Annotated in this window: 11 protein-coding genes; 8 read left to right on the top strand and 3 right to left on the bottom strand. The window is 67.5% G+C overall.

The annotated features are described in order from the left end of the window. Window positions 1–3: 3 nt before the first annotated feature. From AC07VX_RS13475 to AC07VX_RS13465, 3 genes are read right to left on the bottom strand one after another with little or no spacing between them, the layout of a single operon-like run. A complete protein-coding gene (locus AC07VX_RS13475) occupies window positions 4–822 on the bottom strand; it encodes a carbohydrate ABC transporter permease (RefSeq protein ID WP_493165232.1) in 819 nt (272 codons plus the stop codon). After that, window positions 819–1,715 carry a carbohydrate ABC transporter permease gene (locus AC07VX_RS13470; RefSeq protein ID WP_493165231.1) on the bottom strand — a complete coding sequence of 299 codons (897 nt, stop codon included), beginning with the start codon at window positions 1,713–1,715 and terminating at the stop codon, window positions 819–821. The genes AC07VX_RS13475 and AC07VX_RS13470 overlap by 4 nt, the downstream gene beginning before the upstream one ends. Next, on the bottom strand, window positions 1,715–2,983 hold the full coding sequence (locus tag AC07VX_RS13465; protein WP_493165230.1) for an ABC transporter substrate-binding protein: 1,269 nt from the start codon (window positions 2,981–2,983) through the stop codon (window positions 1,715–1,717). The genes AC07VX_RS13470 and AC07VX_RS13465 overlap by 1 nt, the downstream gene beginning before the upstream one ends. Before the next feature lie 324 nt (window positions 2,984–3,307). On the opposite strand from AC07VX_RS13465, the gene AC07VX_RS13460 reads away from it, so the two are divergent. The 8 genes from AC07VX_RS13460 (at window position 3,308) to AC07VX_RS13425 (ending at window position 16,320) form a co-directional block, all read left to right on the top strand. Beyond that, window positions 3,308–5,050 (top strand): glycosyl hydrolase family 18 protein, encoded by a 1,743-nt coding sequence (locus AC07VX_RS13460; RefSeq protein WP_493165229.1) that lies wholly within the window; start codon window positions 3,308–3,310, stop codon window positions 5,048–5,050. 221 nt (window positions 5,051–5,271) lie between these two features. Then, entirely contained in the window at window positions 5,272–6,687 is a 1,416-nt protein-coding gene (locus AC07VX_RS13455) for a carbohydrate-binding protein (protein WP_493165228.1), read from the top strand. A 142-nt stretch (window positions 6,688–6,829) separates the two neighbouring features. After that, window positions 6,830–7,879 (top strand): LacI family DNA-binding transcriptional regulator, encoded by a 1,050-nt coding sequence (locus tag AC07VX_RS13450; protein WP_493165227.1) that lies wholly within the window; start codon window positions 6,830–6,832, stop codon window positions 7,877–7,879. A gap of 398 nt (window positions 7,880–8,277) precedes the next feature. After that, a complete protein-coding gene (locus AC07VX_RS13445) occupies window positions 8,278–11,301 on the top strand; it encodes a TonB-dependent receptor (protein WP_493165226.1) in 3,024 nt (1,007 codons plus the stop codon). Between the two features lie 226 nt (window positions 11,302–11,527). Then, entirely contained in the window at window positions 11,528–13,060 is a 1,533-nt protein-coding gene (locus AC07VX_RS13440; protein WP_493165225.1) for a tryptophan halogenase family protein, read from the top strand. Continuing rightward, entirely contained in the window at window positions 13,057–13,764 is a 708-nt protein-coding gene (locus AC07VX_RS13435) for a SapC family protein (protein WP_493165224.1), read from the top strand. The genes AC07VX_RS13440 and AC07VX_RS13435 overlap by 4 nt, the downstream gene beginning before the upstream one ends. Window positions 13,765–13,771: 7 nt before the next feature. Beyond that, window positions 13,772–14,779 (top strand): cupin-like domain-containing protein, encoded by a 1,008-nt coding sequence (locus AC07VX_RS13430; RefSeq protein WP_493165223.1) that lies wholly within the window; start codon window positions 13,772–13,774, stop codon window positions 14,777–14,779. After that, window positions 14,776–16,320: a tryptophan halogenase family protein gene (locus tag AC07VX_RS13425; protein ID WP_493165222.1), complete on the top strand. Its 1,545-nt coding sequence runs from the start codon at window positions 14,776–14,778 to the stop codon at window positions 16,318–16,320. The genes AC07VX_RS13430 and AC07VX_RS13425 overlap by 4 nt, the downstream gene beginning before the upstream one ends. The last annotated feature ends 41 nt before the right edge of the window (window positions 16,321–16,361 follow it).

Here is a 16,361-nt window from a genome sequence, read left to right as displayed (position 1 = left end):
GCTTTACTTGACCGCGCCGGCAGTCAGACCCGCGATGAGCTGACGCGATGAGATGACGAAGAGGACGATGAGGGGCAGCGTGGCGATGGCCGAGCCCGCCATGAGCGCGCCCCACTCGGTGCTGGTGGTGCTGAACAGGCTGCGCAGGGCCAGCGGCAGCGTGTAGTTGTCGGCCGTGCGCATGACGATCAGCGGGTTCATGAAGTTGTTCCATGAGCTGATGAAGGTGATCAGGCCCAGCGTGCCGAGAGCTGGCTTCATCAACGGCAGCGCGATGCGCCAGTAGATGCCCAGTTCGCTGGCGCCGTCGATGCGTGCGGCGCTGAGCAGTTCGTGCGGCACGGTGCTGGCCGCGAACTGGCGCATCAGGAAGATGCCGAAGGCGCTGGCAGCCCCCGGCAGGTACAGCGCGCGGTGGGTGTCGATCCAGCCCAGGGTGTCCATGACCATGAACATCGGGATCATGTTCATGAAGGCCGGCACCATCATCGTGCCCATGACCAGTGCGAACAGTGCCTTCTTGAAGCGGAACTCCAGCATGGCGAAGGCATAGCCGGCCATGGAGCAGAACAGCAGCGTCAGCGCCGTGGACATCAGGCCCACATAGAGGCTCCAGCCCACGTTCTTCCAGAACGGCAGCCGCGTGGTCAGCACGCCGATGTTGTTCAACAGCTCGCCGTTGAACCACAGCGGCGGCGGCACGTTGAAGATGTCGGTGCGCGACTGCGTGGCGAACACAAACATGAAATAGAACGGCGCCAACATGATGAGCGCCCCCACGCCGACGACGGCGTAGGCGAGCAGCCGGGAGGTCTTGTTCATGCCTGCACCCGCCTTTCGGCAAAAGCCTTGTTGGTAAGCCAGGTCAGCAGCGCGATGACGCCGAACATGACCCAGGCCAGCGCGCTGGCGCCACCGAAGTCGCTGAAGTCGAAGGCCAGGCGGTAGAGGTACATGCCCACCGTCATCGCAGCCTGGTCGGCGCCGCCCTTGCCGTTGGTGAGGATGAAGGGCTCCTCGAAGAGCTGCAGGCCGCCGATGACGGACAGCGTCACGCCGAACAGGATCATGGGCTTGAGGCCTGGCAGCGTGATGCGCAGGAACTGCTGCCAGGGGCCGGCACCGTCGAGCTTGGCGGCCTGGTAGAGATCGTGGGGCAGCGTCTGCAGCGCCGCCAGGTACAGCACCAGGTTGAAGCCCACGTAGCGCCAGAACACGATGATGGCCACGGCCGGCTTGACGGCATCGGGCGAGCGCATCCAGTTGATGTGCTCCATGCCGAACAGCGCTTCCAGGGCCTGGTTGACCATGCCGTAATCCGTCGAGAACAGCGAGCCGAACAGCATCGCGATGGCGACGGTGGAGGTGATGTAGGGCAGGAAGTAGGCTCCCGAGAACAGGCCGCGCCAGCGCCCGAAGGCTTGGTGCAGGAAGACGGCCAGCGGCAGCGCGACGAGGTGCTGAGGCACGCCCGAGACGACCGCTAGCCACAGCGTGTTGCGCAGCGACTTCCAGAACCAGCCGTCGGTCAGCGCGAAGACGAAGTTATCCAGACCGACGAACTTCATTGAGGCCATGCCGCTCGTGGGCTCCCAGGACTGGAAGGCCAGCCACAGCGAGAACAGCAGCGGGAACAGGCCGAAGACGGCAAACAGGATCAGGAAGGGGCTGACCAGGATGTAGGGCGCCCAGGCGGAGGGAATGCGCAGTCTCATCAGCGGTTGGCCCTGTGGACGAGCAGGGCCTGGGCGTCTTCCAGAGCCTGGGGGATGGGCTTGCCGTACTCGAGCACGTTGTCGAGCTCGGCGTTGACGACCTCGTCGGCGAACTTGTGCTGCCGGTGCATCTTGACGACGGGGATGCGGCGCGCCGCCTCGCGCCACAGTACGCGGGCGTGCTGGCCGCCGAGGAAGGGCACGGGCTGGTCGAAGAAGGCGTCGTCCTGGGCGGCCAGCAGCGCCGGAAAGGCATCCTGCGAGCGGAAGGCATCGAGCTGGCGCTGGCGGTCCAGCGTCATCTCCTGGATCAGCTGCCAGGCCAGCTGCTTCTTCTCCGGCGCCGAGCGGCGCGGGATGGCGTAATAGGTGCCGCCGTAAGAGCAGAAGGTGTTCTCCGGCAGCTGGGCCACCCGCCATTTGCCGGCGGTGCCGGGCGCCACCCAGTTGGCCATCTGGCCGGCCATCCAGCCACCGGACATCTCGGTGGCGAGGCGTCCGCGCTTGAGCATCTCGGCCCAGTCGTTCATCCAGACCTCGACGCGGGCGTCCAGGCCCTGCCGGCGCACCTTCTTCGCCAGCTCGAAGGCCCGCACGAAGCGCGGCGAGGTGATCTGCGGACGCTGCTGGTTGTCGAAGAACTGGCCCTCGCCCGCCGGCGTGCCGCCGCGCACGATGATGTCCTTGAGCAGGCGCACATCGCCGATCAGGTAGGCGCCCGTCCTGGCCTTGAGCTGGGTTCCGGCGTCGACGTACGACTCCCACGAGCGCGTCAGGTCGGCCTCCTTCAGGCCGGCCTGGGCCAGCAGGTCGGTGCGATAGAACAGTGAGCCGGGACCGATGTCGGTGGGCATCGCGACGATGGCGCCTTCGCGGTTGCGCGCCGTATCGATGGCGAAAGGCACGAAGCGGTCCTTGAATCGCTCGGCGCCGAAGGCCGGTGCCGACAGGTCTTCCAGGCCCAAGCCCAGCGAGAAGCGGCCCAGGTAGCTGGTCTCCAGCGCGATGACGTCGGGCAGGTGGCCCGAGGTCGACAGCGCCGTCGTCATCGCCGTGTGATGGTCGTCGTACTGGCGGCTGATGACCTGCGTGCGGATCTCGGGGTGGTACTGGCTCCAGCCCTTGAGCAGGTCCTTGGCGATGACGTCCACCAGCGGAAAGGCCGCCACCGTCAACGGCGACTGCTCCTTGGCTTCGCCCAGGCCAGCCGCGCCGCCAAGAGCGGCCGCCAGCAGGTGACGACGGGGAAGGGAAGTCTTGTCTCGCATGGTTTTGAAAGCGCTTTCATGATTGTGCGTCAAGCCACGCACCGCCCCAGCAGCACAAACCCTAGGACAACCCGTGACGAAGGCTCCGCCACCCTGGAAACCCCGGCGCGGCAACGTTTTGTCACCCGAACTCGGGTTTTCACCGCTGACGCTTCCGGCATTGGTTTGCAAAGTGGTATTTAAAAGGTGGTAGTAGTCGCAAACTGGATGCATACCAGTTGGAACCAGCTCCAAGAGCCTGCACGGAGAGGCAGGCCCGCCGCCGGAGAGCCCCGAGGGGTTCTCCTTTTCAACGAGCCCCTTGCCATTGCAAAGGACCGCCTCATGAAGCAGCCCTCCACCGGCATCTGCGCGCACCAGCTGCGCCGCCTTGCCGCCATCACCGCCACCGCCTTCGCACTCGGCGCCACCGCCACCAGCGCCCTGGCCCAGAGCTACCCCGCCTGGGCTCCCGACGTCTACTACACGGCCGGCACCGTCGTGACCTACAACGGCCGCCTCTACCGCGCCACCGTCAACCAGACCGACTACGCCTCCACCGGCTGGAACCCGACCAACGCGTCGCTGTGGACCGACGTCGGCCCGGCCTCCGGCCAGGCGCCGTCGCCCGCGCCAGCCCCGGCCCCCACCCCCGCACCGACGCCTGCGCCCACGCCCGCGCCGTCCCCCGCGCCCGCCCCCAGCGGCAGCTGCGCGGCGGCGTGGTCCAGCACCAAGGCCTACAACGGCGGCGAGATCGCCAGCCAGGGCACCACCAACTACAAGGCCAACTGGTGGACCCAGGGCAACGATCCCGCCACCAACAGCGGCCCCACCGGCAGCGGCCAGCCCTGGACTTCGCAGGGCGCCTGCACGACCGGCCCCGCGCCGAGCCCGTCCCCCAGCCCCTCACCATCGCCCAGCCCCGCCCCCAGCCCGGCCCCCTCGCCCGCCCCGGCGCCCGGCCTGAGCGACCCGGCCGCCAAGTCGGCCAACCAGAACGGCCGGGCCTACACCGTCTATTACCCGAGCTGGAGCGACAACTGGTTCGATGCCACCGGCAAGTCGATGAACCAGGTCTTCCAGGCAAGCAACTTCGCGCGCATCCCGGCCAACTACACCCATGTGGTGGCGGCCTTCGCCCAGCCCAACTTCACATGGGGAGGCATGGCGGCCAACAACTGGTCGGGCACCGGCATCAACTTCAACGGCCGGCCGTCCGACATCAAGGCCGCCATCGACGTGCTGCACGCCCGCAACATGAAGGTCATCCTGGCCGTGGGTGGCGCGACGTACAACAGCTGGGGCACGCTGTCGGCAGAAGGCCATGCGGGCAGCGGACCGACGATCACGGCGCTGGCCAACCTCATGAACGACGTGGGCTTCGATGGCCTGGACGTGGACTACGAGGTCGACGGCATCACCACCGACGCCTATGCCGGCGCCGTGAAGGCCATGCGCAAGGCGGTGGACCTGGCCGGCGGCGGGCGCATCCTGACGGTGGCCGCCTGGTCCTCAGGCTCGGACTGCACCGGCGCCACCGCCAACGACCCGCAGTGCGCGGGGGTGGGCGTCAGCTACTGGGGCGGCAAGGCCGGCGGCGAACGTCTGCTCGTCAACGCCTACCCCGCGCTGAAGACGGCGTTCAACATCGTCAACATCATGAGCTACGACGCGCGCTTCGAGCACTACGATGGCGTGACGGCCTGGAAGTCCTACCGCCAGCTCTTCCCGAGCAGCACCATCGTGTCCATCGGCTTCGAGACCGCACCCGAGGGCTGGAGCGGCGGGCAACTGGTGGTGAGCAACGCCGACGCGCAGTGCACCGGCTCGGTCATCCTGCAGAACAGCTACGGCGCCAACATCAACCAGCCGTACTCGGTGGAGCGCTACCTGAACGCGGTCGTGACCAGCACCTCGGCCAACAAGAACCCGCGCGACGGCGCCATGCTGTGGCAGGCGCTCAAGACCGCCACAGGCAGTTGCGGCAGCGCGCCGCTGGCCTCGCCGGGCGCCATCGGCAAGAAGGCCGCCAGCCTGCTCAACCTCGTCGACGACCCGGCGCTGCAGAACGCGCCCTGGAAGTAGGGCAGCCCGGCCGCCGCCCCGGCACGACGGGCGGCGGCCTTTTTTTGCCCTCGCGCTTCCACTCCCCCACCCGGACCGGACAACGCATGCCCGGGTCCTCCCGTCCCTGAGTTCTGGCACACGGCGCTGTTGCATCTCGGGGGCTGGCCCGCTTAAATTTGAAAGCGCTTTCAAGTCGCCGAAACAGGCGCGGGCACCACAACCACTTGTTGGAGACATGCATGAAATTGTTTCGATCCCTCATCCGGCCCGCGTTGGCCGGGCTGCTGATGGCCGCCGCGAGCCTGGCCCACGCCCAGTGGCAGCTCGTCTGGAGCGACGAGTTCAACGGCAGCATCGGACGGAGCTGGGTCTTCGAGACCGGCGCCGGCGGCTGGGGCAACAACGAGCTGCAGTACTACCGGCGCGAGAACGCCACCATTGAGAACAACGCCCTGGTCATCACGGCCAGGCGCGAGAACTTCGGCGGCATGGCCTACACCTCGGCGCGCATGAAGACGCAGGGTCTCAAGACTTTCAAGTACGGCCGCATGGAAGCGCGCATGAAGCTGCCCTCCTTCCTCGGCGCCTGGCCGGCGTTCTGGATGCTGGGTGCCAACCTGCCGCAAGTGGGTTGGCCGGCCTCGGGCGAGATCGACGTGATGGAGCACGTCAACGACGAGAACAAGGTCTACGGCACCATCCACTGGCAGGACAACAACGGCCAGTACGCCTCCTACAGCGGCAACACGGCCACCACAGTGACCGACTGGCATGTCTATGCCGTGGAGTGGGACCCGAGCGCCATCCGCTGGTATGTGGACGGCACCAAGTACCACGAGGCCAACATCGCCAACAGCGTGAACGGCACCGACGAGTTCCAGAAGGACTTCTTCCTGCTGCTGAACTTCGCCATCGGCGGCAACTGGCCGGGCTTCAACGTCAACACCGCGGCCCTGCCCGCCAAGATGTATGTGGACTATGTGCGCGTCTACGCGCCCGCGCCGACCGGTGCGGCCACGGTCTACCAGGACTGCAACTACGCCGGCTACGCGGTGGGCCTGCCCGAGGGCAGCTACACGCTGGCTCAGTTGCAGGCACGCGGCGTGAGGGACAACGACCTGTCGTCACTGCGCGTGAGTGCGGGCTACCAGGTGCAACTGTTCGACGGCGACAACTTCAGCGGCGCCAGCGTCGTGCGCACCGCTGACACCGGCTGCCTCGTCGACCAGGCCTTCAACGACCGCGCCACGTCCCTCATCGTGTCCAAGACCGCACCCGCCTGGTCGCGCCAGATCGAGGCCGAGTCCTTCAGCGCAATGGCCGGCGTGCAGACCGAGGCCTGCACCGAGGGTGGCCTGAACGTGGGCTACATCGACACCGGCGACTGGATGGCCTACAACGGCATCAACTTCCCGACCAGCGGCAGCTACCGGGTCGAGTACCGGGTGGCCAGCACGGGAGGCGGCACGCTGTCTCTGGACTTGAATGCCGGCAGCATCCCGCTGGGCTCGCTGGGCGTGCCCAGCACCAGCGGCTGGCAGAACTGGACCACCATCTCCCACACCGTCAACATCAACGCCGGCACTTACAACGTCGGCGTCTACGCGGCCCAGGGCGGCTGGAATGTGAACTGGATCAAGTTCACCAAACTTTGACCCCTCGCCCAGCCTGGCCGCTGAACGCAAGTCAGGCTGGTCGCCCCCCCCGAGGGGACGGCTTGGGAGCGGCCCGGCGCTCGGCCCGGAATGCCCCAGATGCGGGCACGCCTACACTCGTGCCTTCGCCTTCCCAGCAACGATGAACGCCAAGCTCCCCCCCGCCAAGAAGGCGCCTTCAAGCCGCCCGGACGGCGTCGTCACGCTGGAGCAGGTCGCGGAGGCGGCCGGCGTGTCGCCGAGCACGGTGTCGCGCATTCTCAACGGCACGGCGGCGGTCAGCCAGGCAAAGAAGGACGCCGTGCAGGCCGCCATCCAGGCACTGGGCTTCCGGCCCAACCCGGTGGCGCGCGGCCTGGCCGGCGGCAAGACGCTGTCCATCGGCGTCGTCACGCAGATTATTTCCAGCCCCTTTTACGGCGAAGCCCTGCTGGGCATCGAACGCGAGCTGGAGCGTGCCGGCTATGTCCCCCTCTTCGTGTCCGGCAACTGGCATGAGGACGACGAGAAGAAGGCTATCGAGACCCTGCTATCGCGCCGGGTGGACGGCGTCATCGTGCTGGCCGGCCGCATTTCGGATGCGGAACTGGCCAAGGTCGCCGACAGCCTGCCCGTCGTTGTCGTCGGCCGCCAGTTGAACGGGCCGCAGCTGTTCAGCTTCAGCTTCGACAACCGCGAGGGCGCTCGCCTGGCGACCCAGCACCTCATCGACCAGGGCCACCGCCGCATCGCCTTCGTGGCCGGCGACCTGATGCACGACGACGCCGTGGAGCGCCAGAACGGCTATTTCGACGCGCTGGCCGCGGCCGGCATTGCCGTCGACCCCAACCTCATCGTGCAGAGCGACTACACCGAGGCCGGTGGCATGCTGTCGGTGACGCGCCTGCTGGAGCGCGACGCCCACTTCACGGCGCTGTTCGCGTCCAACGACCAGATGGCCATCGGCGCCTGCCTGGGCCTGCACCGGCGCAACCTGCGCGTGCCGGACGACGTCTCGCTCGTCGGCTTCGACGACCTCATCATGGCCCGCTACTCGATGCCGCCGCTAACCACCGTGCGCCAGTCGGTCTACGAGATCGGCGTTGAAGCCGCGACCGCCATGCTCGAGATGCTGCGCGGCGGCAAGCCCAAGGCGCAGTTGCCCGGGCCCGAACTGGTGGTGCGCGAGAGCACGCGGCGCATGCAGCGCTGAGGCGCGCACCTGCCTGCGGCGACAGGCCGTAGCCGCCTTTGCCCGAAACCGCCACCCGCCAGATCAACGACTGTTGCTCGGCGCGGGTAAACCATGTGGCCGACCTCCGGGCTGCGACGCATGATTGTTTGAAAGCGCTTTCATCGCTTTCGTCAAGTCATCGCTTTTCAACCCAGGACTACCCTGAGCCCGCCTGATTTCTGAACGTTCTCCCATGGGAGCGTTCACAAAGACTGGTGCCGGCGCAGTTGTCTGCCATCCTCGCCGCGCGTTGCAGCCAAGCTGCGGACCGAGGGTGTTGCCTAGGTTGAAAGCGCTGCCAATGACATATGCTTGAAAGCGCTTTCAGCTCGTCATCGAGCATCACTCGACAAGATCACAACTCTGGAGACAAGTGAATGAGACAGCCTCGTCCTGCCCTTCGCCTCACGACGCTGGCCACCGCCAGCGGCCTGCTGTTCGCCGGTGCCGCCGCGCTGGCCCAAGGCGGCCCCGGCCAAGGCCCCGCACAGGGCCCCAACGGCGGCCCGACCCCCGCCACTTCGGTGCCGCAGGCGCTGGCCAGCACGACCCAGCTGGAAACGGTCATCGTGACCGGCATCCGCAAGGCCCTGGAAACCTCGGTCAACCTGAAGCGCTCCTCGTCGGGCCTGGTGGACGGCATCGTGGCCGAGGACATCGGCAAGTTCCCCGACACCAACCTGGCTGAATCGCTGAGCCGCATCTCCGGCGTGTCCATCGATCGCGCCAACGGCGAAGGCACCCGCATCACCGTGCGCGGCATGGGCCCGGACTTCAACCTGGTGCTGCTCAACGGCCGCCAGATGCCCGGCGCCAGCCTCGACGGCAGCGCGCCGAGCTCGCGCTCCTTCGACTTCTCCAACCTCGCGGCCGACGGTGTCGCGGCCCTGGAGGTCTACAAGACCAGCCGCGCCAGCAGCCCCACGGGCGGCATGGGCGCCACCATCAACGTCCGCACCCCGCGCCCGCTGGACACCAAGGAAACCGTCGCCCAGGTCGGCGTCAAGCTGGTCAGCGACCAGTCCGCCCGCCGCCTGCCCGGCGAGGAACAGGGCAAGAACGCCACGCCCGAGCTGAGCGGCATCTACAGCACCGCCAGTGCCGACGGCACCTTCGGCATCTCGCTGATGGGCACCTACCAGGTGCGCGACTCGGGCTACTCGCAGGCCAACATCAGCAGCGGCTGGAAGACCTTCGACGGCATCGTCGACAACGACTGGGGCGGCTCGCATGCCGCCTGGGGTGGCCTGCCCCCGGCCTCGTCGGGCGACATCAAGAACCGCCCGGCCGCCGGCTCCATCTACAGCGTGCCGCAGAACCTGAACTACTCGTTCACCGGCGTGCACCGCGAGCGCCTGAACGGCCAGCTGGTGATGCAGCTCAAGCCGACCAAGGACCTGCTGGCCACGCTGGACTTCGTCATGTCGGAGCAGAAGTTCCGCCAGCGCCGCAACGACATCTCCGCCTGGTTCAACTACGGCGGCCAGTTCGGCGAATACCAGACCGGCTCGCCCTCCTCGCCCATCATCTACGGCGAGCACATGACCGGCTCCGACGTCGCCATGGGCGCGTCGCGCATCAACACCAAGAACAAGAACCAGCAGATCGGCCTGAACCTGAAGTGGAAGGCCACCGACGCGCTGAGCTTCGACCTCGACGCCCACCACTCCACGGCCACCTCGGGCGCCAACGATCCGCTGGGCACCAGCGTCACGCTGGCCACCGCCTCGATGAACCGTGGCGACACCTCGGTCGACTTCAGCAACAAGTTCCCGGTGCTGATGATCAAGGGCGGCGCCCTCGATCCCAAGCTGCAGGAACTGCAGGGCTCGGTCTTCGGCAACAGCTACCAGAAGAACCAGGTCAGCCAGCTGCAGACCAAGGGCAACTGGAAGATCGACGGCGACAGCAGCCTGGACTTCGGCCTCTCGCTGACCGAGGTCAAGAACCGTTCGGCCTTCGCCAACGTGCAGCGCGACACCTGGGGCGCCGGCGCCGCGGGCGGCCCCGCCGCCATGCCGGACGACATCTGGCACGCCGACTCCATCAGCAAGTACTTCGGCCGCATCCCCGGCTCGGGCGATCCGCGCCTGTTCAACAACTTCTTCTACTTCAACTTCGAAGACCTGCGCGCCGCGGCCATCAAGGCCCTGGGTTCCGACGCGTTGCTGAAGGCCTCGTTCAACTACACGGACGACTACCGGACCACGGAGAAGTCGCAAGCCCTCTTCGGCCAGTACAACCTCTCCTGGGAGATGGGCGTGCCGATGGACCTGTCCGCCGGCCTGCGCTACGAGCGCACCAAGGTGCATTCGCCGAGCGTCGAGTCTGTCCCCTCGGCCGTGCGCTGGGTGTCCGCCAACGAGATCCCCATCACCTTCAACGGCACGACGAACGCCTCGCGTGACGGCAAGTACGGCTATGCCCTGCCCTCCATCGACTGGAGCGCCGACGTCACCAGCGACACCAAGCTGCGCGCCAGCTTCGGCAAGACCATCGGTCGTCCGGGCTGGAACGCCATCCAGGGCGGCCGCACCCTCAACGGCCTGGCCCGCATCGACGGCGGCCAGGGCGCCGTGGGCAACCCCGACCTGAAGCCGCTGCAGTCCACCAACCTCGACTTCTCGGCCGAGCACTACTACGCCAAGAGCAGCTACATCGCTGCGAGCTACTTCCGCAAGTCCATCAAGGACTACAACGAAGCCGTCGTCACACCGCAGACCATTCCCGGCATCACCACCCCGATCGGCGGCGCGTACTACCAGAAGGCCATCCAGGTCGGCAAGTGCGCAGGCAACGACTCGGGTTGCATCCGCGACTACATCTTCGCCAACTTCGCCGGCCAGCCGGGCGTCGACGCTGCGAACAAGATCATCACCGGCCAACCGGGTGATCCGCTGCTGGTGTTCCAGATGGGCACCTATCAGAACAACCAGCGCACCAGCAAGCTCAACGGCATCGAGCTGAACGCGCAGCACATCTTCGGCAACAGCGGCTTCGGCGTGTCGGCCAACTTCACCAAGGTGCGCTCCAACCTGACCTATGACGTCAACAAGGCGGGTGCGCAGACCGACGTGCTGGTCGGCCTGGGCAACTCGGGCAACCTGGTGGGCTTCTACGAGAACGAGACCTACACGGCACGTCTGGCCTACAACTGGCGCGGCAAGTTCCTCGCGGCCAACTTCGGCGGCGCGGAGGGCGCGCAACCCCTGTTCGTGGAGCCCTTCGGCCAGCTCGACCTGAGCCTGGGCTACAACTTCAACCGCAATCTGCGCTTCCAGTTCGAGGCCATCAACCTGACGGACGAGTACACCCGCACGCATCTGCGCAACGAGAACCAGATCGGGGCCGTCACCCAGCTGGGCCGTCGCATCATGATCGGCGCGCGCTACAAGTTCTGAGCCGGGACCAAGGACAGGCCCTGCGGCCTGTCCGACGCCCGGCGAAGGCCGCGCCGCCCGCAAGCGGCGCGGCATGAGCGGGAAGCCTCGGGGGAAGTCGGGACTCTCCGGCTTCCCCTTGTGAGGCAAAGTCTGGTTCGGCGGTGCTTGCGCTCTGGGGCACCGTCCTTGTTCGCCGTTTGGCGAGGCCGCGCGAGCGGCCCTTTTTGTTTCTGGGAACCGGATCGTGAACGACAGACTGCGCGAAGTGGTGGTGCTGGGCGGGGGCTCAGCGGGTTGGCTGGTGGCCGGCTTGCTGGCAGCTGAACACGGCGATCTGAAGATCACCCTCATCGAATCCAGCGACGTCCCCACCATCGGCGTGGGTGAGGGCACCTGGCCGTCCATGCGCGACACCCTGCGCCGCATCGGCCTCTCGGAACCCGAGTTCATCCGCCGCTGCCAGGTCAGCTTCAAGCAGGGCTCGCGCTTCGACGGCTGGGCTCGCGGCCAGGCCGGTGCCGAGGGCGACCGCTACTACCACCCCTTCATGCTGCCGGTCGGCTACGGCGATGCCGATCTGGTCCAGGCCTGGCTGGCCACCCAGCCCGGCCGTCCCTTTGCCGACCTCGTCAGCCCCTCGATCCAGGTCTGCGAAGCCGGCCGCGCGCCCAGGCAGGTGCAGACACCCGACTTCGGTGCCGTCGCCAACTACGCCTACCACTTCGACGCCGGCCTGTTCGGCCAGATGCTGCGCGAGCACGCCATCCAGAAGCTCGGCGTCCACCACGTCATCGACCATGTCGATGACGTGCTCTCGCACGAAAACGGCGACATCGCCGCCCTGCAGACCCGCGAACACGGCGCACTCCGCGCCGACCTCTTCATCGACTGCTCCGGCCTCGCCGCCCGCCTCATCGGTCAGCATTTCGAGGTGCCGCTGAAGAGCGAGCGCGAGGTGCTGTTCAACGACGCGGCCCTGCCCGTGCAGGTGCCCTATGCCACGCCCGACGCGCCGCTGGCGCCGGTCACCATCGCCACCGCCTGGGCCAAGGGCTGGATCTGGGACATCGGCCTGCCCGAACGGCGCGGCGTCGGCTGCGTGTTCTCGCGCGCCCACGCCAGCGAGGACGAAGCCCGGGCCGCACTGCAGGCCTATCTCGATGCCACCGGCGCTCCCGCCGAGCGCCCGGCGCCGCGTGTCATCCGCTACGACCCCGGCTACCGCCAGAAGTTCTGGGTGCGCAACTGCGTCGCCATCGGCCTGTCCTCGGGCTTCATCGAACCGCTGGAGGCCTCGGCCCTGGCCATGGTGGAGCTGTCGGCCCAACGCCTGTGCGACGAGCTGCCCTTGGCGCGCGCAAGCATGGACGCCGTCGCCCACCGCTTCAACGACGATTTCAGCTACCGCTGGGCCCGCGTCATCGACTTCCTGAAGCTGCACTACGCGCTCAGCAGCCGCGATGACAGCGACTACTGGCGCGCACACCGCGCCCCCGCCACCTGGCCCGAGCGCCTGCGCGAGCTGCTGCCGCAGTGGCGGCTGCGCGCACCGGCGCGGCACGACTTCGGCCGCATCGACGAGGTCTTCCCCTCGGCCAGCTACCAGTACGTGCTGTACGGCATGGGTTTCCGCCCTGACGTGCAACCTCTCTCCGCCGCCAAACTGCAGGCCGCCCAGGCCTGCTTCGACGAAGCCGCCCGGCAGGCGCGCCGCCTCGTGCCCGGCCTGCCCGGTCACCGCAGCCTCGTCGACCACATTAGAAATACCGAGACATGAAACCCGCCCTGCTCGACAACGTCACCCACCGCCACCTGCGCATCCACACCGAGCGCTCCGCCGCCCTGGGCGACGCCCGCCAGTCGGTGCTGGCCCTGCCGGCCGAGTTCCGCCAGCTGCAGGCCCACTTCCCCATCGTCTTCCAGCTGGTGGAAGGCGACGTGGGCTTCCAGCCCGTGGCCCTGTTCGGCCTGGAGGAAGGCCAGAACCTTTTCCTGACCGCCGCCGGCTGGGATGCTCCCGTCGTGCCCATGGCCCTGCAGCGCGATCCCTTCATGATTGGCCGCGCCGCCGACGACAGCCTGCAGCTGCACATCGACATGGACAGCCCGCGCATCGTGCGGCCGGAGCAGGGCGAGATCGGCATCGCCCTCTTCATGCCGCACGGCGGCTTCAGCGACCACCTCGACCACGTCGTGCAGCTGATGGAGCATCTGCACGCCCAGGCCCAGCAGCTGCCCGTCTTCATCGAGGCGCTGACCCGCTACCAGCTGCTGGAGCCCTTCGTCATCGACATCGAGACCCCCGGCGGCGAGCAGGCCCGGCTGACCGGCCTCTTCACCATCAACGAGGAGCGGCTGGCCGCCCTGCCCGGCGCCACGCTGGAGGCGCTGGCGCGCGAGGGACATCTGCTGCCGATCTACATGCAGATCGCCTCGCTGGCTCAACTGCCTGTCTTGCTCGAACGCGCCTCTCGCCGCTGATCCTGTCATGCGCGCAGTACCCGCCTGGACCGGGTCCTTCGACCCCAACGCACTCCCCACCGAGCTGCTGATGGCCGAGCGTCCCTACGTCATGCGGGGCGGCTTTGCGCACTGGCCGGTGGTACAGGCCGCCCGCCAATCCGACGAGGCCCTGGCCCGCTACCTGATGGGCCTCTACAACGGCGTGCGCGTCGGCCTCTTCCAGCTCGCCCCCGAGGCCCGCGGCCGGGTCTTCTACGCCGACGAGACGCTCAGCAGCTTCAACTTCAACCGCTACGCCGCCACGCTGGACCAGGTGCTCGCCGGCCTGCTGGGTGTGGCCCAGAACCCCGAACCACCGGCGCTCTACGTCGGCTCCACCACCGTGGAAGCCGTGATGCCCGAGTTCCTCGATGCCAACGTGCTGGGCCTGGGCGCGCGCGACGCCCTCGTCAGCCTGTGGCTGGGCAACCGCACCCGCATCGCCGCCCACTACGACCTGCCCGACAACCTGGCCGTCGTGGCCGCCGGCCGCCGCCGCTTCACCCTCTTCCCGCCCGAGCAGATCCACAACCTCTACGTCGGCCCGCTCGACCCGACGCCGGCCGGGCAGCCCGTCAGCCTCGTCGATTTCGCTGCGCCCGACTTCGAGCGCTTTCCGCGCTTCGCCCAGGCGCTGGAAGCTGGCGAGACGGTGGAGATGGAGCCCGGCGACGCCCTCTTCATCCCCAGCATGTGGTTCCACCACGTCGAAGGCCTGGCGCCGGTCAATCTGCTCATCAACGCCTGGTGGCGGCAGACACCCGACTACGTCGACTCGCCGCTGGCCACCCTGCGGCTGGCGCTGATGACGCTGCGCGACCTGCCAGAGAAAGAGCGGCGCGTCTGGCAGCACCACTTCCAGCACTTCGTCTTCGATGCCGACGACACCACCTGGGCCCACATCCCCGAGGCCGCCCGCGGCCTGCTCGGTCCCATCGACGACACCCTGTCGCGCCAGGCCCGCGCGCAACTCCTGACCCAACTCAAGCGATGAACACCTCCATGAAGCCCTTCAACCGCGTCGTCATCGCCGGCGGCGGCACCGCCGGCTGGATGATGGCCGCGCTGATGAGCAAGCTGCTCGGCAAGCGCCTGGACATCAAGCTGGTCGAGTCCGAGGAGATCGGCACCGTCGGCGTCGGCGAGGCCACCATCCCGGCCCTGCACACCTTCCACAACCTGCTCGGCATCAACGAGGCCGAGTTCATGGCCGCCACCAATGCCACCTTCAAGCTGGGCATCGGCTTCGAAGGCTGGAAGGACATCGGCGAGGACTACTTCCACTCCTTCGGCACGACGGGAAACGACCACTGGAGCGCCGGCTTCCAGCACTTCTGGCTCAAGGGCCGCGCCGAAGGCATCGCCAGGACCTACACCGACTACAACCCCGAAACGGTGGCCGCCTTCGCCAACCGCTTCGCCCACGTGCCGCGCAACGGCCTGAACTACGCCTACCACCTGGACGCCGGCCGCTACGCCAGGTTCCTGCGCGCGATGAGCGAGGCCCACGGCGTGCAGCGCATCGAGGGCAAGATCGCCGCCGTGCTGATGGACGGCCCGCAGGGGAAGGACGGCGACATCACCGCCCTGCAGATGCAGGACGGCACGCGCATCGACGGCGACCTCTTCATCGACTGCACCGGTTTTCGCTCCCTGCTGCTGGGCGAGACCCTGGGCGTGGGCTACGAGGACTGGTCCTACTGGCTGCCCTGTGACCGCGCCGTGGCGGTGCAAACCGCCCCGGTCCGCGAGGCCTGGCCCTACACGCGCTCCATCGCCCACCCCTTCGGCTGGCAGTGGCGCATCCCGCTGCAGAACCGCGTCGGCAACGGCCTGGTCTACAGCAGCAAGGAGCTCTCAGACGCCGATGCGCCCGAGGTGCTGAAGAAGAACGTCGAGGGCGAGCTTCTCATCCAGCCGCGCGTCATCAAGTTCACGCCGGGCCAGCGCCACAAGGTCTGGGAGCGCAACTGCGTCGCCGTGGGTCTGGCCAGCGGCTTCGTCGAGCCGCTGGAGTCCACCAGCATCCACCTCATCCAGCGCTCGGCCATCCGGCTCATGCAGCTGTTCCCGGCCGGCGGCATCAGCCAGGGCGACATCGACGAGTTCAACCTGCAGTCCAAGCGCGAGCTGGAGCACATCCGCGACTTCATCGTGCTGCACTACCACGTCAACGCCCGCACCGACTCAGGCCTTTGGAAGCACGTGCGCGAGATGGACATCCCCGCCACGCTGCGCCACCGCATCGACCTGTTCCGCGAAACAGGCCGTGTCTTCCGCCCCAGCGACGAGCTCTTTGCCGAGAACTCCTGGGTGCAGGTCATGATGGGCCAGGGCATCACCCCCGAGCACTACCACCCGGTGGCCGACCTGATGGGCCCGCAGGAGCTGAGCAACTTCCTCGGCGACATCCAGACCAAGGTCTCGCGCGTCGTGGCCGGCCTGCCCCAGCACCAGGCCTATGTCGAGCAGCTCTGCGCGCCCTATCGCAACGCGACGACGGCGCAACTGGCCGCCACGCCGCAGCGGGCTTGAAATCCCCACACGGCACCCCAGAATCCTGACCGGCTCACAAT

The sequence above is a fragment of the Roseateles sp. GW821-FHT03B02 genome (genome assembly GCF_059421025.1).
Note: the sequence above shows the minus strand (reverse complement) of the source record. Positions and strands in the feature narration are given on the sequence as shown.